This window comes from Vibrio cincinnatiensis, from assembly GCF_022113815.1.
Taxonomy (GTDB): Bacteria; Pseudomonadota; Gammaproteobacteria; order Enterobacterales; family Vibrionaceae; genus Vibrio; species Vibrio cincinnatiensis_A.
Window position 1 is genome coordinate 26,438 of record NZ_SGOM01000013.1, and the last position, 22,778, is coordinate 49,215.

General features: G+C 43.0%; 17 protein-coding genes, 1 pseudogene and 1 riboswitch. Of the genes and pseudogenes, 11 read left to right on the top strand and 7 right to left on the bottom strand.

What is annotated here, in order from left to right; genetic code table 11:
- The first annotated feature begins 46 nt into the window (after nt 1-46).
- Both EXA13_RS14450 and EXA13_RS14455 read left to right on the top strand, forming a co-directional pair.
- Complete coding sequence (locus tag EXA13_RS14450; protein ID WP_158141280.1) at nt 47-733, top strand: hypothetical protein; 687 nt, start codon at nt 47-49, stop codon at nt 731-733.
- A 41-nt stretch (nt 734-774) separates the two neighbouring features.
- On the top strand, nt 775-1,803 hold the full coding sequence (locus tag EXA13_RS14455) for a DUF4238 domain-containing protein (protein ID WP_158141281.1): 1,029 nt from the start codon (nt 775-777) through the stop codon (nt 1,801-1,803).
- 184 nt (nt 1,804-1,987) lie between these two features.
- On the opposite strand, the gene EXA13_RS14460 is transcribed toward EXA13_RS14455, so the two are convergent.
- From EXA13_RS14460 to EXA13_RS14480, 5 genes and pseudogenes are all read right to left on the bottom strand, one after another.
- Complete coding sequence (locus EXA13_RS14460; RefSeq protein WP_158141455.1) at nt 1,988-3,349, bottom strand: site-specific integrase; 1,362 nt, start codon at nt 3,347-3,349, stop codon at nt 1,988-1,990.
- Nucleotides 3,349-3,879, bottom strand: a complete 531-nt coding sequence (locus tag EXA13_RS14465; protein ID WP_158141282.1) for a hypothetical protein — start codon at nt 3,877-3,879, stop codon at nt 3,349-3,351. The genes EXA13_RS14460 and EXA13_RS14465 overlap by 1 nt, the downstream gene beginning before the upstream one ends.
- 11 nt (nt 3,880-3,890) lie before the next feature.
- Entirely contained in the window at nt 3,891-6,302 is a 2,412-nt protein-coding gene (locus EXA13_RS14470) for an integrase (protein ID WP_158141283.1), read from the bottom strand.
- Entirely contained in the window at nt 6,296-8,635 is a 2,340-nt protein-coding gene (locus EXA13_RS14475) for a hypothetical protein (RefSeq protein WP_158141284.1), read from the bottom strand. The genes EXA13_RS14470 and EXA13_RS14475 overlap by 7 nt, the downstream gene beginning before the upstream one ends.
- Nucleotides 8,636-8,779: 144 nt before the next feature.
- A pseudogene (locus tag EXA13_RS14480) lies at nt 8,780-9,697 on the bottom strand (YifB family Mg chelatase-like AAA ATPase); the annotation flags it as partial.
- A gap of 478 nt (nt 9,698-10,175) precedes the next feature.
- On the opposite strand from EXA13_RS14480, the gene ilvG reads away from it, so the two are divergent.
- From ilvG to tusA, 7 genes are all read left to right on the top strand, one after another.
- Nucleotides 10,176-11,822, top strand: coding sequence for an acetolactate synthase 2 catalytic subunit (gene ilvG / locus EXA13_RS14485; RefSeq protein WP_238133795.1), 1,647 nt, complete (start codon nt 10,176-10,178; stop codon nt 11,820-11,822).
- 10 nt (nt 11,823-11,832) lie between these two features.
- Complete coding sequence (gene ilvM, locus EXA13_RS14490) at nt 11,833-12,117, top strand: acetolactate synthase 2 small subunit (protein WP_238133796.1); 285 nt, start codon at nt 11,833-11,835, stop codon at nt 12,115-12,117.
- Nucleotides 12,118-12,128: 11 nt separating this feature from the next.
- A complete protein-coding gene (ilvE, locus tag EXA13_RS14495; protein WP_238133797.1) occupies nt 12,129-13,067 on the top strand; it encodes a branched-chain-amino-acid transaminase in 939 nt (312 codons plus the stop codon).
- A 14-nt stretch (nt 13,068-13,081) separates the two neighbouring features.
- The gene (gene ilvD, locus EXA13_RS14500) at nt 13,082-14,923 is read left to right on the top strand and encodes a dihydroxy-acid dehydratase (RefSeq protein WP_238133798.1); all 1,842 of its coding nucleotides are present in this window, start codon (nt 13,082-13,084) and stop codon (nt 14,921-14,923) included.
- Between the two features lie 4 nt (nt 14,924-14,927).
- Nucleotides 14,928-16,457, top strand: coding sequence for a threonine ammonia-lyase, biosynthetic (ilvA, locus tag EXA13_RS14505; RefSeq protein WP_238133799.1), 1,530 nt, complete (start codon nt 14,928-14,930; stop codon nt 16,455-16,457).
- A 149-nt stretch (nt 16,458-16,606) separates the two neighbouring features.
- Nucleotides 16,607-17,587, top strand: a complete 981-nt coding sequence (locus EXA13_RS14510) for an MDR family oxidoreductase (RefSeq protein WP_238133800.1) — start codon at nt 16,607-16,609, stop codon at nt 17,585-17,587.
- Between the two features lie 258 nt (nt 17,588-17,845).
- Nucleotides 17,846-18,094, top strand: a complete 249-nt coding sequence (gene tusA, locus EXA13_RS14515) for a sulfurtransferase TusA (protein ID WP_238133801.1) — start codon at nt 17,846-17,848, stop codon at nt 18,092-18,094.
- A gap of 32 nt (nt 18,095-18,126) precedes the next feature.
- Here tusA and EXA13_RS14520 read toward each other — a convergent pair whose 3' ends face one another.
- Together EXA13_RS14520 and EXA13_RS14525 are read right to left on the bottom strand one after the other, a co-directional pair.
- On the bottom strand, nt 18,127-18,387 hold the full coding sequence (locus tag EXA13_RS14520; RefSeq protein ID WP_238133802.1) for a hypothetical protein: 261 nt from the start codon (nt 18,385-18,387) through the stop codon (nt 18,127-18,129).
- 114 nt (nt 18,388-18,501) lie between these two features.
- Nucleotides 18,502-19,056 carry a TMEM165/GDT1 family protein gene (locus EXA13_RS14525; protein ID WP_238133803.1) on the bottom strand — a complete coding sequence of 185 codons (555 nt, stop codon included), beginning with the start codon at nt 19,054-19,056 and terminating at the stop codon, nt 18,502-18,504.
- A gap of 86 nt (nt 19,057-19,142) precedes the next feature.
- Nucleotides 19,143-19,259, bottom strand: a riboswitch (yybP-ykoY riboswitch).
- A gap of 212 nt (nt 19,260-19,471) precedes the next feature.
- Between EXA13_RS14525 and glyQ the strand changes: the two genes are divergently transcribed.
- On the top strand, nt 19,472-20,389 hold the full coding sequence (gene glyQ / locus EXA13_RS14530; protein ID WP_238133804.1) for a glycine--tRNA ligase subunit alpha: 918 nt from the start codon (nt 19,472-19,474) through the stop codon (nt 20,387-20,389).
- Nucleotide 20,390: 1 nt separating this feature from the next.
- The gene (gene glyS / locus EXA13_RS14535; protein ID WP_238133805.1) at nt 20,391-22,457 is read left to right on the top strand and encodes a glycine--tRNA ligase subunit beta; all 2,067 of its coding nucleotides are present in this window, start codon (nt 20,391-20,393) and stop codon (nt 22,455-22,457) included.
- Nucleotides 22,458-22,778: the final 321 nt, after the last annotated feature.

Here is a 22,778-nt window from a genome sequence, read left to right on the forward strand (position 1 = left end):
CCAAATTTCCACAGAGTGCAGCGTTATGTTTTAGAGGAAATGGTTAATGAAACTTTTGAACAAAGGTTTACTAGTTCTTAGCTTTCTTTGTCTCTTTTTAGCGCTGAAAAGTAGTGAAGAAAGGCTCCTTTTTGAAAGTACTGGATTCTTTTTTCAGCAATTTAAGCTGGGGAATGATATTGTCTTTAACTTGTCATGTGGGATGCTCATTAGCATTTGGTTTTACTTTTTGGTTGTTTGGCTCCCAGAGAAAAAGAAAAAAAAGCGGGTAAAAAGTCACTTTATATCGCAATATACCGAGTTTAAACGTCAATTAATTATGCATATTGTTGGCGCATGCCGAGAACCTTACAAGGCTGATTTACTCAGAAATCTGATGGAACCTCAGGCATTTAAAGAGTATTTCAATGAAAAGTTAACAGCAGACCAAGAGCGTTGGCACGTGTTTCTAAATAATCTCGATAAAGCTCTCTTAGCTGACATTCTTAATGAATTTGAGGCGTTTAAAGAAGCTACATCTTATTTGCTCAGTAACGTGCAAGTCGATGATGATGAGGTGTTCTCATTTCTGCATAGGATAAATACTATATCAATTACCCTAAAAGGCGTCAGTGTTGAAAATGATAGTTTGAAGCAACTATCTCGGTTGCTTTGGGAAATATTGGCTGGCTTTAGTTGGATTGATGGCTATCGAGATTATGACTATTTCGACAGTATGTTCCATAAAATTTAGATCAAACATAACAAGGCGTTAAGCATATTATGGAGGCTTAATTGAGCGTTAAAAAAGACAATCACTTTTTGCCTCAGATGTATCTAAAAAATTGGTGCAATGAACAGGGTAAGGTATTTCAGTATAGGAAAGTAGTTCAACACGAAAATGTACCTATCTGGAAAGACTACTATCCATCAGCTATCGGTTACTCTCGGTATTTGTATGTTAATACGCAGAATGGCAACCCAGATGATATCTTGGAAAATTGGTTTGACTCTAATTATGAATCTCCCGCCAAAAATTCGATTGATAGAGCAATTCGTAATGAGAAGCTCACGAGGAATGATTATAAATTGTTAGCTAACTTCGTTGCACTTCAGGATTTACGTACTCCAAAGCGTTACTTTGAGCATTTAGAGCGCTCTGACAAACAGGCTCTGAGTGAAATTGTCGAAGATGTGGTCAATGATATTAAATTAAAAATTCCGCCAGACTTTAAACCTGATGGAAAGGCACGTTACCATGATAGCTTACCAATGAAGGTGGAGATTGAAGAGGATGGTAATGACGCATTTATAGTAAAAGTAACATGGTTGGCGGGCAGAGCTTCTTGGTTATGGTCTATAAAACATGTTCTTACTACTGTAGCTGAACAACTACACCAAAATTCATGGACGATACTTTATCCTGCCAATGGTATGAGTTGGCTTACATCAGACAATCCAGTGGTTCGACTAAATTATGATAATGGTAAAAGCTATGATTTTAATGGTGGCTGGGCAAAACCCAAAAGTGAAATAATTTTGCCATTGGGACCGAGGCATTTGTTGTATACGCAGGTTGGTGTTTCACCTCCCATCTTACGAGGGACTAAACTGACCGTAGACCAAACTCAGAATATTAACCGAATGATCGCTGAGAACTGCCATAACTTCGTTGTATCTCATGAAAAAAGAGATGACGTTGAGTTGTTAATCCCTAGGGTTGTAGATAACGAAAAAGTGGAGACTGAAAAGGAACATTGGAAAAACTGGCATTTACACCACCAAGATGCAGAGTTAGTGTTTTACGGGGATAAATACACTTAACAAACTTTTTGAAGTGATTCGCAACGCATGGCATTTTTACTATGTGTTAGTCGCCGTTGTTCATTACTTAACAACGCGTTTTGCTTGTTCATTATCTCATCCGAATCTAGCATATCAGCTCAACGGCTCTAAACAGTTTTTGTCCAGAAGTTGTTTTAGATTACCTAAACAGCAAACTTTGTTATCACGATGAGATGATGCTTTTATCAATATCTGACTGAAAGGCTTCTAACAATATCTTGATCTCCACGAGCGCTGCGGTAAATGTTAGCTCTTTCCCTGCTATCTGTTCTTCTAAGAACTCGATCTGACGTTTAGCAAGCTCAACACTCGACTTTAGCGAAACTGCATTGTAAACCTCTGTATAGCCATGAATATCAGCAAATGCGAGGTCAATGTAAGTATCTAGCGAACTCAATTGCGTATGACCTGTCCATTGCTGAAGCTGCATTTTAAATGTTTGTGTATGAAGCAAATGTTTTCGGAAATCATCTTTGTCATTAACTTCTTTAGAGGCAAGAATAAGCTCCTTAAGCTTGTCTGTAATAAATGCATGTCTCCACAGATGTGGGTGCAACTCCCCCTTGATACCAAGGTCTTTTTTCCATAGGTTCATGTACGTTGTCCATGAGTCAGCGGATAAGCATTGACCTGTTTTTAAACTGATAAAAAGGTAGTCATGTTGCACTTTTTTTTGCCTCATGACCTTCTTGCGAACTTTGATGTAATCTGCAATCACCGAGAGTAACAGGTGCGGTACGGGAATCTTTCGAGTGGTGTTATCGTCCTTACGCTTTAGAGTGGTAAGAGTGAGCATACCAGTGCGCCTAGCTTCATAATAATCAGTCACTTTAATCGAATGAAGCTCTGATATACGACAACCCAGTTGCTCCATTGCTGTGTATAACGCCATATCCCTTTTGCGTTTATCTTTGTTTTTCTGAGTCTTTATAAACTCCCATACACGCAAAGCATTAGCTTGAGAAACAGGGTGGAGTTTCTTGATTTCATCTTTTGTTGGTACGGCTGCGTGGGTGACTTTGACACCTTCAATGAAGCCCTTGTAACCTTCTTGTTTCCGCTTATAGGGCTTTTCAAGCACCTTAATTGAATTACCTTTATCCTTACCAATAAAAGAGTTCAAATCATGAAACTCTTGGACAAACAGCAAAAAATCAAGGCAGGAATGAGCAATCTTTATCACCGAATTATTACGGCGCTTCAGTTCACCGAGGGGCGTTCTCTCTGCTTGTAACGACTGAACAAAAAGGGTGAACGTTGCATCAGTAAGTTGGCTAAATCGGCTCAACATTGGTTGCTTTTCAATAAAACGAACCAAGTGGATAATATCGTGTGCATACCCTCGAATCGTATCACTTTTTAAGCCTCTGACTACCAAGCTCTGAGTGTAGGCATTGGCCTCATAGCAAGGCACATGATTACTGTAAGTAACGAAAGGGATGTCTAAAGGCTTACGAAATATAAGCTTGCCATCGAACCCTATATGACTCCATTGCTCAAAATCTTTAAGCTTGCGAACCACCATCACACTTCTCCATTCAGAGTGAAGCTCATCTGTGCTTCAATCTTCCGATTATGCTCTCGGTAAAGCTCCTTCCGTTCTTCGATTGTCCCTTCATGCTTTGCAAGTTGCTTTAGCCTAGAACGCAACTCTGAGACCATAACGGTCAATAAAACATTGCTACGCTGCACTGCATCAAGCTCTGCTTCAAGCTCAGCAACTTTTTGTTTTAACCCCACTGCGGTTTGTTTGTTGCCTTTAGAAGCTTTCTCGTGATGAAGTACAGCCTCTATCGCCAGCTTCGCATTAATACGCAATTCATCTAATGATAAGAAACCTCTGTCTAGTAATGCTTCTGAGATGCTTTTGACCGTGTTTAACGAACACGAAGTGATGTGACGCTCTTGATTTTGATATTTAGCTATAGCCGATTGTGACCTCAAAGCCTTTAGTAGTTCTTCATCATTTTTAAACTCAACGGGCGATTTGATGATTTCTCTCAACAGCTTTTCTGTTTCAAGTACCTTAGTTTGATTTTTCTCTAACGCTTTCATTATCTCAATCCTTAATCAAGGTCTTTGATTTTTAAAATTAGATTAAAGGTTTGAGTTGTATTTCCATCAACATCCTCGATGGTAAAAAACTCTGGTTCAAGCGTGATTCGCCCTTCTTCTAAAAGATGGATTACCTCTGTTTCAATATCCTGTTCTTTTTGAAGCTGGCTAATGTGAGGGATAGTTAAATAAGACTCATCCGCGTAATCTTCTACTGCCTCGCTCACCGACTCTATAGTAATCGGCGTTGAGCTATCACCAGTCAGTCGCTCTGCAATAATTTTACGAACCTCTTCCACTCCTTCGAGCTTGGCAAGCTCAGAGGTAGAGTCGACTACACCACGAACAATCACGCTCGCTTTAGCTCCGTTAAGTACCGCTCCTGTCTCTGATTCAGAGATGTAATTATATAAATGCTCCATATCAGAGTGCCCAAGCATCCAGCGTAGGGTATCCATGCCATCAAACCCTTTAGACCAGAAGAATGCCATCGCAAAGAAGCGTCTTAGTTGGTGCTGACGAACGTAATTGCGACGGTATTCACTGTTTTCATACTTCACCAAATCAGTTTCGACGTAATCACATAAAGCATCGAGATGTGCATTATAGGTTGTAGATTGTACTGGATTTAGATGGCTTCGGAGTGAATTTAAGTTGTTAAACAGCGATAACTTTCCATAGACCAAATTCAATTCACTGGCTTTGATATTAAATTGTTCAAGTTGCCAAATGAATCTAGCGATAGATAAAGGTATTGGTCTTTCTATTGTGGCATTTACACCCTTTGAGCCTGTTTTCTTTACCTTAAATATTAAATTGTACTCAGTCTTTGCTCCTTCTTTTGAAAAAGGGTCTACGTTGGGATATAAATTGCCATGTGACTTCAATTTGACTAACTCATCTTGTCGTCGTGCCATAATAGCTCCCACCAAGATCTGTAAAGAGCCTTGCAGCACTGAGAACAACTCAAATAGGCTTTCATTAGCTCTTATCCGTTCAAAGCGATTTTCAGTGCCTGTTACGAACCATTGAACCTGTTTTATACCTTTTCTTCGATATTCGTCACTCAGGCAACTGATAGCCTCCGTTTGAAACCAGTAACCCCGCATCGAGCTAGACATGCCTCGATGCAATTTTTCATCCCAAGCAGAGCTATCTGAGTGTGGACGGTAGGGGTTGGAGTGCTTCTCAGTAGACTTGCTTCTTGCCTTAGCAAGCATGGTGAGCACTTCGTCGAGCAAGGTAACCGAGCTTTCATCTCTAGGTAGGTGCTCTTTGGCAAACTCATAGCATTGACGAATCAAATTAAACACAAACTTAGGCGGCAAGGTGCGTGTTCGCCCCATTTTTTTTAAACGGACTAACTGACTAATGCTGCTAGCACTGACACGCTCGGACAGAATAGAGGGACTTGCAGCATCTTCACGCTCAAGGTTGGTATGAATTAATCTAATATTTTCAATGTATACTGAGATATGTTTCTGATTCGTGCCTGTAGATGAGTCTTTATTCTCAACAGCTCGATACTCTGTGTTTTGTCTTGACTCTTTGAGTCGAAGTTCTGGATAGTTGGGGAAATTGATGTCGTGATAAAGTATCCTACCCTCAAATAACAGCTTACGGAGTACAGCAGAATTGCCATCATAATGAATACCCTCGCTCTTTTGATAATAACCTTGCTTGAAAAGCCAAGTGCACGCCTTATCTCTCGCAGTTAAAAATAAGATAGCCTCATCTTGAACAACATCTTGTGAAATATAGGGGTATTTTTCTTTAATCTTTTGAGCATCTGTATCAGAAACACCATGACAAGCATTGTCCAGTAATGCCTTGGTACGTTTATCAAGCTCGTACACCCCATGAAAACTTCCATGCTCAGCGAGTTGCATCAATATATTCAACCAAAAGTCATCATTCACATTTTGAAGGTGATATTTCGCAAGCTTTAATTCCTTCGAGTGCAGTAAGATAGCATTGATTAGGGAGATAACTCTGTTAGCCTTTTGATTAGCCATTACTGGACCAATCATCTTTCCACCGTTTTCAAGCGGGTTATCTACAGCTGTAATCCAGTATTTAAAACTGTTTAATAACTTCTGATGCTTTGTGTCAGTTAGTTTCTTTCCATCATCCAAGTAAATAGTGTCCCAATGTATCGTTTTTGGGGTTTTGCCAAATCTTAATACCCATTTATTTTCAGGAAAACTGGACTCTAACCACTCAGGTTGTCTTTCATCATAACCATATATACCCGTGTGGATATGGGTAATAATATCTAATGCTCGATAGTCATCATTAGCGACTGAATAATTTACAATATGTTCAAGTGCATCAGAACTTAGGCCATCAAGCATCGAGTTGTCTCGCACAATGCTTTCAATGAGACTAGCAATGGAGGAATTGTCGATAACGACACTTAGCATAGCAGCGCTCCTTTAATTGAATCGGCATCAAGCTTATTACTGGCTGCAATATCGAGCATTTCCATTAGAACAGCATCAGCACTATGGTTACCTGAATTTAAGGTATCTAAGATAAACACCGCAGACTGATACCAGTGGGAAACAACATCTAAAAAAGAACACTCTTCATCACAACTCTCTACAATAAGGCGTATCACCATTAGTAGCTGCAAAAGAGAAGTGGAAATAGTATAGGTCAACTGGTCGAACTCTAAAGAGTCAGGGGGTTCATTATCAGTGGTATTCTGTTGGACAAAACCATGATCAAGATGTTCAGGAATATTACTGATACCATGATTTTTTAGGAATTCATCAATGTCGTCTGCGCTCATGTTAATAGCATCAAATCGATGCACTGACTCTTTCATTGCTTCAAGCAAAATAGCGCTCTGGAACTGACGTACCCAACGCCTATTAAAGAAGTCCATGAGTGGCTTAGGAAGATATGATGTCAGTAAGTTCGTATTTTTCTTTTCATGACCTAACGCTTCGGCAACCGCATCCATTGAGCGTGTTTCCAGATAAATCTGGAAACCACGGTGTCGTCTAATCGATCGCAATGAATGGATGTCAGAAATAGCTTGTGCATCTGCTTGGCTAATATCGCAACTCTTATCAAAGAGCGATTTATCTTGAAGCCAGTCATAGAAATCATCAGCAGTGTGAAGAGTAGTATTAAGATCTTTTAGGCAAGTCGCATTGGAGTGGGTAGCGGTTAAAATCATTTTTCGCCAATCCACATTCCCCTTATTCTTTAGGTATTCACGCGCTATGTGGGTATGTTGTATCAAGAACTCTACTATAGATTTAGAAAACTCGTTGAGCACTACCTCTTGTTGCGCATTGATTACTCCTTTGCGTGATTTGTAACTTACTGCTATATACTGATTGCCAACCTGTTTATAGCCCACCTCATTACCATGCGTATCAAATAGTTCCCACTTTGCTAGCCAAGAAGGTGTGATCAAAGGATGTTCCATCACAAGTAATGTCAAAAGAGCATTCAGCGTTGATTTATTGGGTAGGTTTAACTCTTTGTTAAATTGTTTAGCATTACCGAAAAAACCCAAATATTTCAGATAGTTTTTCTTTGCTCCTATACCGTGTGCGTAAAACGTTGCAACTGTGTTGTTTAGATTATCTTCACCAACAATATTGTAGTACTGACTGAACCCCAAAGTACTTTGCAGCGGTTTAACTGAGCCATTTTTTTTAAAGGCTTTATTCCTAATTTCTCGATCTAAAAGCTCCTTAAACTTCAAAAGGCATACATGCCTGATATGCGCCATGTCTCGATCTACACGTTGCTGAATAACTAAAACAGCTTCTTCATCTTTAATTCTACTTGGGATATTGAAAAACCATCGATTGCTTTCTTTCTGTGTCGCATTGCCACCAACTGAAAAAATAGGTGCTGAACTTTTGGGGTCTTTCCAGTCTGGAACGATAAATGGCTTGTGAGGCTCATCAAAGACACCAGTATTGATAAAGCAGTCTGTATAAAAGTTAATGATATTACGCCACCGACTGTGAAAGTAATTAGGGCAGTTCAGAGCCGCTTGAGAGCGCACAAAAAGCACTTTAAACACTTTATGAAAAAAGGGCTGAACACACTTGCGACTCAGGTAGGTTTCTATTGTAATACCATCCCGCTCGACATAAACGACTGACATACCGACAAAAAGCTGTTTGAAGCCGTTCAAAATATTACTTAGAGATGAAGATTTTTGTTTAGAGGCATAGTTTTTTAGAGCTAGATGAACTTTATTTGTAAAATCCTCGCCAAAATTCACATAGAGTGTATCAAGATGAACCTCAAGGCATTGATTTTCTTTTGATACCACCTGCCACCCTTTCAGGTAATCAGCTTTTGTTTTATCTATATTAAGCTTGCTAAATTGTGCCGTACACTTCAAAACATCTTCTGTAACTTTGACAGATGATAGCTTTATTTCATCCAAGCTTAAGTGCTTATCTTGTGCGATGTGGTTATAAATTTTTTTGAAGTGGTGGCATAGGACGTATTTACGTTTAAGATTGATGCCATCGATGCCATAAACGAACCCAATGAGCGAATAAAAGTGCGCATTGAACAAGTTTGAGTCATTCAAAATTTTAAAAGCCGTGTAGTTGCCTTCTTCAACCAAATAACAGTAAGCAGCATAAACATTCAACACTGGCTGAACGCACCTTATTGAGACTGAGGATTCAGCAGCAGAGACTAGGTAGTTAGAGTATTCCTCGGACAGTGCGGAATTTAACAAAGAAAGCTCATTTAGTGTTTTTATATTCACAACCAAACCCCATAGATTGACAGCTAATATTTAACGTAGATGTCAGTGTGAATATTGTCAAAGTAAAAAAAGAGAATATTAATTGATTAAAATGATTTTATTCAATAAGTTAATGTTGATTTGACTTTTTTTTGTTATTGGGATTTCATGCCTTTCATCTAAAAAAAGCAAACCATTATGTGCTAGAGAAATTTCTCCTGGCCTTGGAATCGTCCCCCCACCCACTAGTGCAGCCATCGAACTAGAATGATGAGGAGAACGAAAAGGTCTCAACTTCCAATTATGCTGGTTAATATATTGCTCCGTGAGCGAAGCAACCGATGCGGTTTCCATCGCCTCTTCATCGCTCATTTCGGGTAATAAATCACACAAGCGCGAAGCTAACATCGTTTTTCCAGTTCCAGGCGGGCCAAGAAACAATAAGTTATGACTCCCTGCCGCCGCAATTTCTAATGCTCGCTTCCCTTGCTGCTGACCAATAATATCTTGTAGATCGCGCTGATGATTCAACGGTTGATGCTGTTTATCACTTTGAAAAAGCGTCAACGTTTTCTGACCACACAGATCCGCACAAACCTCAAGGAGTGTCTGTGCGGATTTATGCTGCCCCTCGCTCACTAGTGCAGCCTGATCCCCATTATCTTGTGGTACCACTAAACTGCGTTTGGCTTTATGAGCGGCCAAAGCGGCGGGTAAAACCCCTTTTATCCGCCGAATTTCACCGGATAAAGCCAGTTCCCCAATAAATTCATAACGTTCAAGATGAAGAAGTGGTAATTGCTCTGAAGCGGCTAAAATACCTAATGCGATCGGCAAATCAAACCGCCCCCCTTCTTTGGGTAGATCCGCAGGTGCTAAATTTACGGTTATGCGTTTGGCGGGAAATTCAAAGCGAGAATTAATGATGGCACTACGCACTCGATCCCGAGACTCTTTCACCGTAGTTTCCGGCAACCCAACCAGATTGAATCCGGGCATGCCGTTACTGATATGAACTTCAACAGTCACCACTGGCGCTTGAACCCCAATACTGGCTCGACTATGGATAATCGCAAGTCCCATCACTTTCCTTAGATATCACAATAAAAAATTCAACAAGCCAGATAAAGAAAACTCAGGCCCTGAAAGATATATAGCGGCTAAGAACCATGCAAGAATGTGAAAAAAGAATGAGTTTTTGCTTGTCATGTAACAGAGATGTGTGATACCACTAGAGACGCAAACAATTTCGTACCATAGTACGACAACAAATAGAACAGATATGATGAATTTAAGCGCTCACTTTAACTCACTGATTAGCCTGCTTATCGTGGTCATTATTCGGACCGCGCGGGGGCTTGTGGGCGCAAAATAACACACAGATTCAAAAAAACCCCCGCACTGAAAAGTCCGGGGGTTTTTTTACAACTATTGTGAATAAAAAAGCCATGTCGTTTTATTTTTGAACATGACATAACAGGAAGAATGGGGAGCCGCACATGACGTGCATAAAAAATATAACCAATGACAGCAACATCGGTTGCCGACAGGGAGGTTTACGATGACAGGAGCACAACTAGTCGTAGCCGCATTAAAACAGCAGGGAATCAAAACCGTTTTTGGTTATCCGGGGGGGGCCATCATGCCTATTTATGATGCGCTATATGATGGGGGGGTCGAGCATATTCTATGCCGCCATGAACAAGGTGCTGCAATGGCGGCCATTGGAATGGCCAGATCAACGCAAGAAGTTGCCGTTTGTATGGCCACCTCCGGCCCAGGAGCCACCAACCTCGTTACCGGACTGGCCGATGCTTTTTTAGATTCCGTTCCGTTGGTGGCCATCACCGGCCAAGTTGCCAGTTCTCATATTGGCACGGATGCTTTCCAAGAAATGGATGTGATTGGTATGTCACTGGCATGTACCAAACACAGCTACCTCGTTACCGATATTAATGAGCTTGCACCCACTTTAGCCGAAGCTTTTGAAGTGGCTAAAACCGGACGACCTGGGCCGGTTATCGTTGATATCGCTAAAGATGTTCAACTTGGTCAAGCGCCAGTTTCTATCCTTCCCGATTTTACTCCTCCCGAAATACCACAGGTCGATCCGGAACAATTGAGCAAAGCTCAGCAGTTACTGGCTCAGTCAAAACGCCCAGTGCTTTATGTTGGGGGAGGCGTCCAACTCGCAAAAGCGACCGAGACCGTACGCGAATTTTTACGCCAAAACCCCATGCCTTCCGTGAGTACTTTAAAAGGACTGGGAACCATTGAACGCCATGATCCACACTATCTGGGCATGCTTGGCATGCATGGCACAAAAGCGGCGAACTTAGTGGTTCAAGAGAGCGATCTTCTGATCGTCGTCGGGGCTAGATTCGATGACCGAGTGACAGGAAAGCTAGACACCTTTGCCCCTCATGCTCAGGTTATCCATATTGATATTGATGCCGCTGAATTTAATAAATTGCGCTGCGCTAATGCGGCCTTACGCGGTGATATTAACGTTATTCTGCCACAGCTAAAAACCAGCCAAGATCTCACGCCTTGGGCGCATCATAGCGAAAGCCTACGTCAAGGGTTTAAGTGGCGGTATGACCATCCCGGAGAAGCCATTTATGCGCCTCTGCTCCTAAAACAGTTATCCGATATGATGCCTGACTCTGCCATCGTGTCGACCGATGTGGGTCAACACCAAATGTGGGCAGCACAACATATTCAACCCAGAGCGCCTCAAAACTTCATCTCATCAGCAGGGTTAGGCACCATGGGATTTGGATTACCCGCAGCCATGGGAGCATCGGTCGCTCGCCCAGACGATCAATCCATCCTTATTTCTGGCGATGGGTCTTTTATGATGAATGTGCAAGAGCTAGGAACCCTCAAACGCCGCCAGATCCCAGTCAAAATGGTGCTGTTGAATAACCAACGATTAGGTATGGTACGTCAATGGCAATCCCTCTTTTTTGATGGTCGACACAGTGAAACGATTTTAGATGACAATCCTGATTTCGTTATGCTGGCTCAAGCGTTCGATATTCCGGGCAAAACTATCACCAAGAAAGAAGAAGTTGAACCCGCACTTAAAGAGATGATCGCAAGCAAAACTGCCTATTTATTACATGTTTTGATTGATGAAGAAGAAAATGTCTGGCCACTGGTTCCACCGGGTGCGTCCAACAACGATATGTTAGAAAACACCTAGGAGACTCACCATGCAAAGATACTTACTGGATATCAAAGCCGATGATAAACCCGTATTGCTAGAGCGAGTACTGCGTGTGGTTCGCCATCGTGGATTTATCATTAAACAAGTGGCCGCAACACAAAACCACGCAAGCCATGTCGCCAGCGTAGAAATCATTGTCGATAGCGATCGGCCAATCACCACGTTGACCAATCAAATTGAAAAATTATGGGATGTTCGTTCTGTTGATGTCACCACCATTAGTAGTAATGAATTGCCCAATAACAATTTACAACAAAAAATTTGTGCTTAAGGAAGGCAAACATGGCAACAAAAACTGCAGATTATATTTGGTTTAATGGTGAAATGATGCCGTGGGAAAATGCGACGGTTCACGTATTAACTCATGCAATGCACTATGGTACCTCTGTTTTTGAAGGAGTACGCTGTTATAACACTCCGAAAGGCCCGATCATTTTCCGTCATCGTGAGCATGCTCAGCGTTTAGCCGATTCTGCAAAAATTTATCGTTTCCCGATTCCTTACTCAATAGAAGAGATCATGGAAGCGACACGTGAAACACTCCGCATGAATAAACTCGATAATGCTTATATTCGCCCATTAGCGTTTGTAGGGAATGTCGGGCTAGGCGTTTGCCCTCCTAACGGTACAGAAATGGATCTGATCATCGCCGCTTTCCCTTGGGGCGCTTATCTCGGTGAAGAAGCGCTAGAAAATGGTGTTGATGCGATGATCTCCAGTTGGCATCGTGCAGCGCCGAATACCATTCCAACGGCCGCAAAAGCCGGAGGGAACTACTTATCCTCTCTACTGGTTGGTGGTGAAGCGCGACGTCATGGCTATGCGGAAGGCATTGCATTAAGTGTGGATGGCTACTTATCAGAAGGGGCCGGCGAAAATATTTTCGTTATCAAAAACGGGGTTATTCTTACTCCGCCAACGACCAGCTCCATTCTCCCCGGCATCACCCGTGATTCCATAATAACGCTCGCTCAAGAACAAGGGTATGAAGTTCGTGAAGTCAACATCGCTCGTGAAGCCCTTTACCTTGCTGACGAGATTTTCATGACTGGTACAGCCGCTGAAATTGTTCCAGTACGCAGTGTAGATAAAATCACGGTAGGTGCGGGTAAACGCGGCCCAATCACTAAAGCAATGCAGGAAGCCTACTTTGGCCTATTCAATGGCACCACGGAAGATAAGTGGGGCTGGTTAGATTATGTATACCCACAAGATAAGTAAAAGGACGACAAACAATGCCAAAATATAGATCCGCCACCACAACTCATGGACGTAATATGGCTGGTGCCCGCGCATTGTGGCGCGCCACAGGAGTGAAAGAAGAAGATTTCGGAAAACCGATCATTGCCGTTGTGAACTCCTTTACTCAATTTGTTCCCGGTCACGTACACCTCAAAGATCTCGGCCAACTGGTTGCTCGGGAAATTGAAGCCGCTGGTGGTATCGCCAAAGAATTCAACACTATTGCTGTCGATGATGGTATCGCTATGGGACATGGCGGTATGCTCTATTCACTGCCTTCACGGGAACTCATTGCAGACTCAGTTGAATACATGGTTAACGCACACTGCGCTGATGCTATGGTGTGCATTTCGAACTGTGACAAAATTACTCCGGGAATGTTGATGGCCTCACTACGCCTGAATATCCCCGTTATTTTTGTCTCTGGCGGCCCAATGGAAGCAGGGAAAACCAAGCTTTCTGATCAAATCATCAAATTGGATCTGGTCGATGCCATGATTCAAGGTGCTGATCCCAAAGTTTCTGATGAACAGAGTGAGCAAATAGAACGCTCCGCTTGCCCGACTTGTGGCTCTTGTTCTGGTATGTTTACCGCCAACTCGATGAACTGCTTAACCGAAGCTCTTGGCCTTTCTCAACCGGGGAATGGTTCGCTCCTCGCGACTCATAAAGATCGCCAAGAACTGTTCTTAAACGCTGGTCGTCGCATTGTAGAACTGACCAAACGTTACTACGAGCAAGATGACTCATCGGCGTTGCCACGTAATATTGCCAACAAAGCTGCATTTGAAAACGCCATGGCGTTAGACATTGCAATGGGCGGTTCAACCAATACCGTTCTACATCTACTGGCTGCCGCTCAAGAAGGTGAAGTCGATTTTGATATGACCGATATCGACCGTATGTCACGTCAAGTCCCTCACTTATGTAAAGTGGCCCCCTCTACTCAAAAATACCATATGGAAGATGTGCATCGCGCTGGCGGTGTGATGGGTATTCTGGGGGAATTAAATCGAGCAGGGCTACTCAATGCGCAGACCAAAACCGTCTTAGGTTTAACGCTCGAAGAGCAATTAGCTCAGTATGACATCATGCAAACTCATTCCGAGCAGATAAAAGAATTCTACCGCGCAGGACCGGCCGGCATTCGTACCACACAAGCCTTTTCCCAAGATTGCCGCTGGGAAAGCTTAGATGATGATCGCACCGAAGGCTGTATTCGCAACCAAGCTCACGCCTTTAGCCAAGATGGTGGCTTAGCAGTACTAAAAGGCAATATCGCCCTTGATGGCTGCATTGTAAAAACCGCTGGAGTGGATGAAAGTATTCTGACCTTTACTGGTCCAGCCGTTGTTTTTGAAAGCCAAGAAACGGCGGTTGAAGGCATTCTCGGTGGTCAAGTTAAAGCTGGCGATGTGGTGGTGATCCGCTACGAAGGCCCCAAAGGAGGCCCTGGTATGCAAGAAATGCTCTATCCAACCACCTATCTAAAATCCATGGGACTGGGCAAAGAGTGTGCGCTGCTCACCGATGGTCGTTTTTCTGGCGGCACATCGGGCCTTTCTATTGGTCACGCCTCTCCAGAAGCCGCCAATGGTGGTACCATCGGTTTAGTCAAAACCGGCGATATTATTGCTATCGATATACCAAATCGAACCATTACCCTAAATGTGTCGGAAGCGGAACTGGCAGAACGGCGCGAGAAGCAAGATCAACAAGGATGGAAACCCGAAAGCCGCCAACGTGAGGTCTCTTTTGCACTGAAAGCTTACGCAAGTATGGCCACCAGCGCAGATAAAGGGGCGGTACGCGATAAATCTAAGCTTGAGGGGTAGCCGGATGAGTTTAACAAGGCAAACGGGCGCAGATTACCTGCGCCAAATCCTCCGAGCTCCGGTTTATGAGGTGGCCATCGTCACACCACTACAAGAGATGCCTCGGTTGTCTGCTCGTATCAAAAACCGAGTACAGTTAAAGCGAGAAGATCGCCAGCCCGTCCACTCGTTTAAACTACGCGGCGCTTATAATATGGTGGCCAACTTAACCGAAGAACAGAAACAAGCAGGAGTGATCACCGCCTCTGCGGGCAATCATGCTCAAGGTATGGCACTTTCTGGCAGCCGGTTGGGAATCAAACCCACTATTGTGATGCCCAAAACAACCCCAGATATCAAAGTTGAAGCCGTTCGCGGGTTTGGTGGTCATGTTGTCTTACATGGCAATAATTTTGATGAAGCCAAAGCGGAAGCTGAGCGATTAACCGAACAACACGGCTATACCTTTGTTCCCCCTTTCGATCACCCACTTGTCATTGCTGGCCAAGGCACCATGGGGATGGAAATGTTGCAACAAAATGGGCACTTAGACTATATCTTTGTTCCAGTGGGTGGAGGCGGTTTAGCGGCAGGCGTTGCCGTGCTAGTCAAACAGTTAATGCCCGAAGTGAAAGTCATTGCGGTTGAACCCGAAGATTCTGCTTGTTTAAAAGCAGCGTTCGATGCTGGAGAACCGGTTGTTCTAGACCAAGTCAGTATGTTTGCTGATGGGGTTGCGGTAAAACGCATTGGTGATGAAACATTCCGTTTATGTCAGCAATATATTGATGATCACATTACCGTATCCAGTGATGAAATCTGTTCGGCTGTAAAAGATATTTTTGAAGATACCCGAGCGATTGCAGAGCCTTCAGGTGCGCTGGCGTTAGCTGGTCTGAAAAAATTTGTTGAAAAACATAATATCGAAGGAAAACAATTAGCGACCGTTCTCTCAGGAGCAAACACGAACTTCCATGGCTTACGCTATGTTTCTGAACGCTGTGAACTCGGAGAAAAACGCGAAGGGCTGCTTGCGGTAACAATTCCCGAGCGTAAAGGGGCTTTTTTTGAATTCTGCCATATTCTTGGTAACCGAGCGGTGACGGAATTTAACTATCGTTATAACGATGATCAACTCGCTAATATTTTTGTTGGGGTTCGATTGCTCGGAGGGCAAGATGAGCTAGACACCATCATCAGTGAATTACGTAGCAGCGGCTATCCAGTGGTTGACTTATCCGATGATGAAATGGCGAAGTTACACGTACGGTACATGATTGGTGGAAAACCATCCAAACCACTCAAAGAAAGGCTTTATAGCTTTGAATTCCCCGAGTATCCGGGAGCATTGCTGAAGTTTTTAAGCACATTGGGCACCCATTGGAATATAAGCCTATTTAATTATCGAAATCATGGTGCAGACTACGGACGAGTCCTGTGCGGTTTTGAGCTGGAAGAACATGATTTGTCCCGTTTTTCTGCCCATCTACGTGAACTGGGCTACCAGTGTAAAGATGAAACGGATAATCCTTCCTATCAATTTTTCTTATCTTAACTCACTCAATGCCAGTCAATGACTGGCATTTTTTCTTCTCTAATGCGCGATGCGCATAGTACCAATGCTAAAGTTTCATTTTAGTCATCCGCTATTCAGTACTACACTTAGCGACAAATTATCGTTGCTATGCAAATTTGGAGATCGGAATGTTTAATGCCTTAGTCCTTACCCAACAAGAAAAACACACCCTTGCCGCTGTTGAACAACTGGATGAATCCCAATTACCAGAAGGAGAGGTGTTAGTCGCGGTTGACTACTCCTCGCTCAACTACAAAGACGGCTTAGCCATTACAGGTAAAGGTAAAATCATTCGTCAATTTCCTATGGTACCGGGAATCGATCTGGCGGGAACCGTGCTTGAATCTCACGATACTCGTTATAAAGCCGGCGATCATGTCGTACTCACAGGGTGGGGCGTGGGTGAAAATCACTGGGGAGGCATGGCACAAAAAGCTCGACTAAAAGCAGACTGGTTGGTTCCATTAACTCAAAACCTGAGTAGCAAACAGGCAATGATGATTGGAACGGCAGGCTTTACGGCTATGCTCTGCGTACAAGCCTTACTCGATGCCGATATCAAGCCAGAACAAGGAGAAATTCTTGTTACAGGTGCTAGTGGTGGTGTTGGTTCTGTGGCTGTCACTCTATTAGCCAATTTAGGCTACCGTGTTGCCGCAGTGACGGGGCGAGTAGCAGAAAATGGACCTCTACTTGAAAAGCTCGGAGCCAAACGCATTATCGATCGTTCAGAATTCGAACAACCTGCTCGCCCATTAGAAAAACAGATCTGGGCAGGCGCAATTGATACCGTTGGTAGTAAAGTCTTGGCAAAAGTCTTAGCGCAAATGGATTACAACAGCACCGTGGCTGCTTGTGGTTTAGCGGGTGGCTTTGATTTACCCACAACCGTCATGCCATTTATCTTACGTAATGTCCGCCTACAAGGGGTTGATTCTGTATCTTGTCCAACAGAAAAAAGAATCGCTGCATGGGAAAGCCTTGCTAAACTTTTACCCTCCAGTTATTTCGAGCAAGCCTGTAATGAAATAACCCTAGAGCAAGCACCACAATACGCAGAAGCCATTACAAACGGACAAATTACCGGCCGCGTTGTGATTAAGCTATAAATGTTCGTTTGAGGCCAACATTGTTGGCCTCCTCTTTATTCATAAATGAAAGATAAAAAAATCCCGCCTTTCAGCGGGGAAGCCCAAGAAAACTAGGGATAGTGTCGGAATAATGCTAAGTGTCGTATAATTACGATGTTGCGTAATTGTTAATTAAATTATACCATTTTGATCTCTTTGCCAAGTGATGATTGAATATTTTTTCTTCAACAGTATTATCTAGCCCTTAATTGTCATATCTATATCTTAGGCTCGACCATGAATTTTGATCCTGAATTAGCTACGCTCACATTAGAAGCGCAAGGATTACGCTGCCCAGAACCCGTGATGATGGTCAGGAAGACAATTCGAAATATGCAAGAAGGGGAAATATTGCTGATCACCGCAGATGATCCTTCGACAACTCGTGATATACCTAGTTTTTGTCGCTTTATGGATCACCAACTGCTCGCAGCACAAACAGAAGCATTGCCGTATCAATATTTGATCAAAAAGGGAATGGATTAACACGAAAAAGGCAGCTTTACGCTGCCTTTATTCTATTCTTGATATTCGATTGAACGAATATCGGCTTGTAATTTTTTTATCTGTTGCTGCAAGGTTCTTAACTCATCATGCAATGGAATAATATAAGTGACACGGATCCACGCTTCGACAGTCAACCCAGCCATCACAATGGCACCAATCACCATCGGCAACCACATATTTGTTAAGGCCATTCCTAATAAAGTTAATACAAAACCAAAAGAGAATAAGTAACTCTGACTTTTGGCGCTCATTCCTATATAACGTGCTAGCATAAATGCGCCCCTCTTTTCGCAATAGATATTAATAACCCTAGCACGACTCGTATGACACGCATATGGCAGACATCACGCTCTCACACGCTTTTGACGTAGAGCGTGATCTAGAACTTAAAATAGAGCCGCTCCAATCGCTAACGCAAAGAATAGCCCCGCTGTTATTTTCCGAATCAAACCTAATGGCATCTTATCGGCCGACAATTTTCCAATCACCACCACAGGCACGTTAGCCAGTAACATCCCAATCGTTGTACCCAGCACAACCCAGGTTAAGGCATCAGCGTATTGAGCCCCTAAAATCGAAGTGGCAATTTGGGTTTTATCACCAATTTCTGCAATAAAAAAAGCAATAAAGCTGGCAATAAATGGGCCTCGATTAGAAATTTTCTCATCATCATCCAATTTATCAGGAATCAATACCCACCCCGCCATGAGCAAGAAGCTCACAACCACTACCCACTTTAAATGTTCAGGAGCAAGATAATCTGCAACCACCACACCCAACCATGCCGCTAAAGCATGGTTAGCAATGGTCGCCAAAAAAATAGCAACAATAATAGGAATCGGTTTTCGGTATCGACTAGCGAGTAACAAAGACAGTAATTGGGTTTTATCCCCAATTTCGGCCAAAGCAACAGTAGTCATTGAAATAGCTAAAACACTCACGACAGGCTCATTGGGGCGGGATTATGATAACCATAGACAAACGCCACGCCCCACCCCGGTTCGTGCTGTTTGTCTAAGGTCTTGCTAAACTCAAATGGATTTTGAGTCTCGAACGCCACGGTGATTGAGCACCAATTATGTTGACGAACGAACCGAATAACACAGATTAGTTAATCGGTAAGCTACTCCCCAAAGACGGAAGAATTCTATCCAGCTTCACTGATAATCTCAATGGATAAATATTAAAAACACCTTCGATGAGCTTGTTTATATACAGCGATAGACTAAAACTTAGCTAAAAGTCATTTCTGGTGATTAATTAGTCAACATTACCTCTACTTTGTCAGGGAATAACTCGGTATACTTGATTGTTATTTTTTATCAATTCAGACAGAAGAATCGCGCGAACCTGACTATGCAAAAATACGATATCAAAACCTTTCAGGGTATGATCCTCGCGCTGCAGGATTATTGGGCCCAACAAGGCTGTACCATTGTTCAACCATTAGATATGGAAGTAGGCGCTGGTACCTCTCATCCGATGACATGCTTACGTGCTCTTGGCCCTGAGCCCATTGCGACAGCCTATGTTCAACCTTCACGTCGCCCCACTGATGGCCGTTATGGTGAGAACCCTAACCGCCTGCAGCACTATTACCAATTTCAGGTGATCATCAAACCCTCGCCAGACAATATTCAAGAGCTGTATTTAGGCTCACTAAAAGTGCTCGGTATTGATCCACAAGTTCACGATATTCGTTTCGTGGAAGATAACTGGGAAAACCCAACTCTCGGCGCTTGGGGGCTAGGCTGGGAAGTTTGGCTAAACGGCATGGAAGTCACTCAATTTACCTACTTCCAACAAGTCGGTGGGCTTGAGTGTAAACCCGTTACTGGTGAAATTACTTACGGGATTGAGCGCTTAGCCATGTACATTCAAGGTGTTGATTCTGTGTATGACTTAGTTTGGACAGATGGTCCACTAGGCAAAGTCAGCTATGGCGATATCTTTCACCAAAATGAAGTCGAGCAGTCAACTTATAACTTTGAACATGCTGATGTTGATTTCCTATTCACGTTCTTTGATCAATGTGAAAAAGAGTGCAAACATCTACTGGAACTCGAGAAACCGCTCTCTTTGCCAGCTTATGAGCGTATCCTAAAGGCTGCTCATGCGTTTAACCTCTTGGATGCACGTAAGGCCATTTCGGTAACGGAACGTCAACGTTACATCCTACGTATTCGCAACCTAACGAAAGCCGTGGCAGAAGCCTATTACGCCTCTCGTGAAGCGTTAGGCTTCCCTATGTGTAAAAAGGGTGAGGATAAATAATATGGCAAAAGAATTTCTTATTGAGCTAGGCACAGAAGAACTGCCACCAAAGCAATTACGTACACTTGCAGAAGCATTTGCCGCGAATTTTTCTGCAGAATTAACCGCTGCGGATTTGGAATACCAAGATCTAAAATGGTTTGCGACTCCTCGTCGTTTAGCGTTAAAAATCACACAACTGGCTGAACAACAAGCAGACAAAGTTGTAGAGAAACGTGGCCCTGCAATTTCTGTTGCCTTTGACGCAGAAGGAAACCCAACCAAAGCAGCACAAGGCTGGGCTAGAGGCAATGGAATTACGGTTGAACAAGCAGATCGATTAAAAACCGAACAAGGCGAATGGCTCCTTTTCAAACAAGAAGTCAAAGGTCAAGCAACCAAACAAATTATTGTCGAATTAGCAGCAAAAGCATTAGCGAATTTACCCATCGCAAAACCGATGCGCTGGGGAGATAAAGAAACTCAATTTATTCGCCCAGTAAAAACACTCACTATCTTACTCGGTGATGAGTTGATTGAAGGCGAAATTTTAGGCGTTCCATCAGCGAGAACCATACGTGGTCACCGCTTTATGGGTGAAGCTGAATTTATGATCGAAAATGCAGCACAATACCCAACCATCCTAGAAGAACGCGGCAAAGTCATTGCTGATTACGATGCTCGTAAAGCAACTATCATTGCTGAAGCACAAAAAGCAGCACAAAAAGTAGGTGGAGCGGCGGATCTAGAAGATGAACTAGTTGAAGAAGTGACCTCTTTAGTTGAGTGGCCCGTAGTACTTACAGCGAAATTTGAAGAAAAGTTCTTAAAAGTACCGTCTGAAGCCTTAGTTTACACCATGAAAGGCGACCAAAAATACTTCCCAGTATACGATGCCAATAAGAACCTACTACCTAACTTTATCTTTGTTTCAAACATTGAATCCAAAGAACCTCGGCACGTCATTGAAGGGAATGAAAAAGTCGTTCGACCTCGCTTAGCGGATGCCGAATTCTTCTTCAATACCGACCTAAAGAGTAAGTTAGTGGATCGCCTTCCTCAACTTGAAACGGCTATATTCCAACAACAACTTGGTACAATCAAAGATAAAACAGACCGTATTACCGAGCTAGCTGGTTATATTGCCGAACAAATCGGTACCGATGTCGAGAAATCTAAACGAGCAGGCCTATTAGCAAAATGTGATCTAATGACCTCTATGGTCTTTGAATTTACCGATACTCAAGGCGTAATGGGTATGCATTATGCTCGGCATGACGGAGAAGCCGAAGAAGTGGCGGTAGCGCTCAACGAACAGTATATGCCTCGTTTTGCAGGAGATGAACTCCCAACAGATGGCGTGTCTGCAGCTGTCGCGATTGCAGATAAGTTGGATACTATTGTTGGTATCTTTGGTATTGGCCAAGCCCCTAAAGGGAGCGATCCTTTCGCGTTGCGCCGAGCCTCATTAGGTGTCTTACGTATCATCGTTGAATATGGCTACCAACTTGATTTAGTTGATCTTGTCGCAAAAGCAAAATCGTTATTTGGTGATCGACTCACCAATGCCCAAGTTGAGCAAGATGTGGTTGAATTTATGCTTGGTCGTTTCCGTGCTTGGTACCAAGATGAAGGATTCAGCGTGGACATCATCCAAGCCGTATTAGCTCGTCACCCAACGAAACCTGCAGATTTCGACCAACGAGTTAAAGCAGTCTCTCATTTCCGTGAACTAGAAGCCGCCGAAGCATTAGCTGCAGCGAACAAACGGGTCGGAAATATACTGGCTAAATTTGATGGTGAACTTGCCACTGAGATTGATCTTGCACTTCTACAAGAAGCGGCAGAAAAAACCTTGGCTGAAAGTGTTGAAGTCATGAGTGAAGCATTAGAGCCTGCATTTGCTACCGGTAATTATCAGCAAGCATTAAGCAAATTAGCCGAGCTACGTGAACCTGTGGATGCTTTCTTTGATAATGTAATGGTCATGGCTGATGATGAAGCTTTGAAGAAAAACCGTTTAACTTTACTGAATAATCTACGCAATCTCTTCTTACAGATTGCTGATATATCATTACTACAAAAGTAAGTTCATCACACCAATAACTCATAAAGGGGCCTAACCGGCCCTTTTTTATACCCATTTTAGGCTTTCGCACTCTCTAGCTCCTATGCATCATTGATGATAACAACATGCTTTCAAGACAATGACTCTTGGAGTAGAGAACTTGCCACAAAACTGTGCCCCAAAAATGAGAATCTGTGAATTTTTCAGATGAGAATAAAAAGACGAAGTTTTATCGTAGGAAAAGAAAAAGCCCTTGATAAATCAAGGGCTTGTGTGTGGCGGAGAGATAGGGATTTGAACCCTATCTCTTTGAAAACCTATATTTATCAAGCTCTTGAGTTT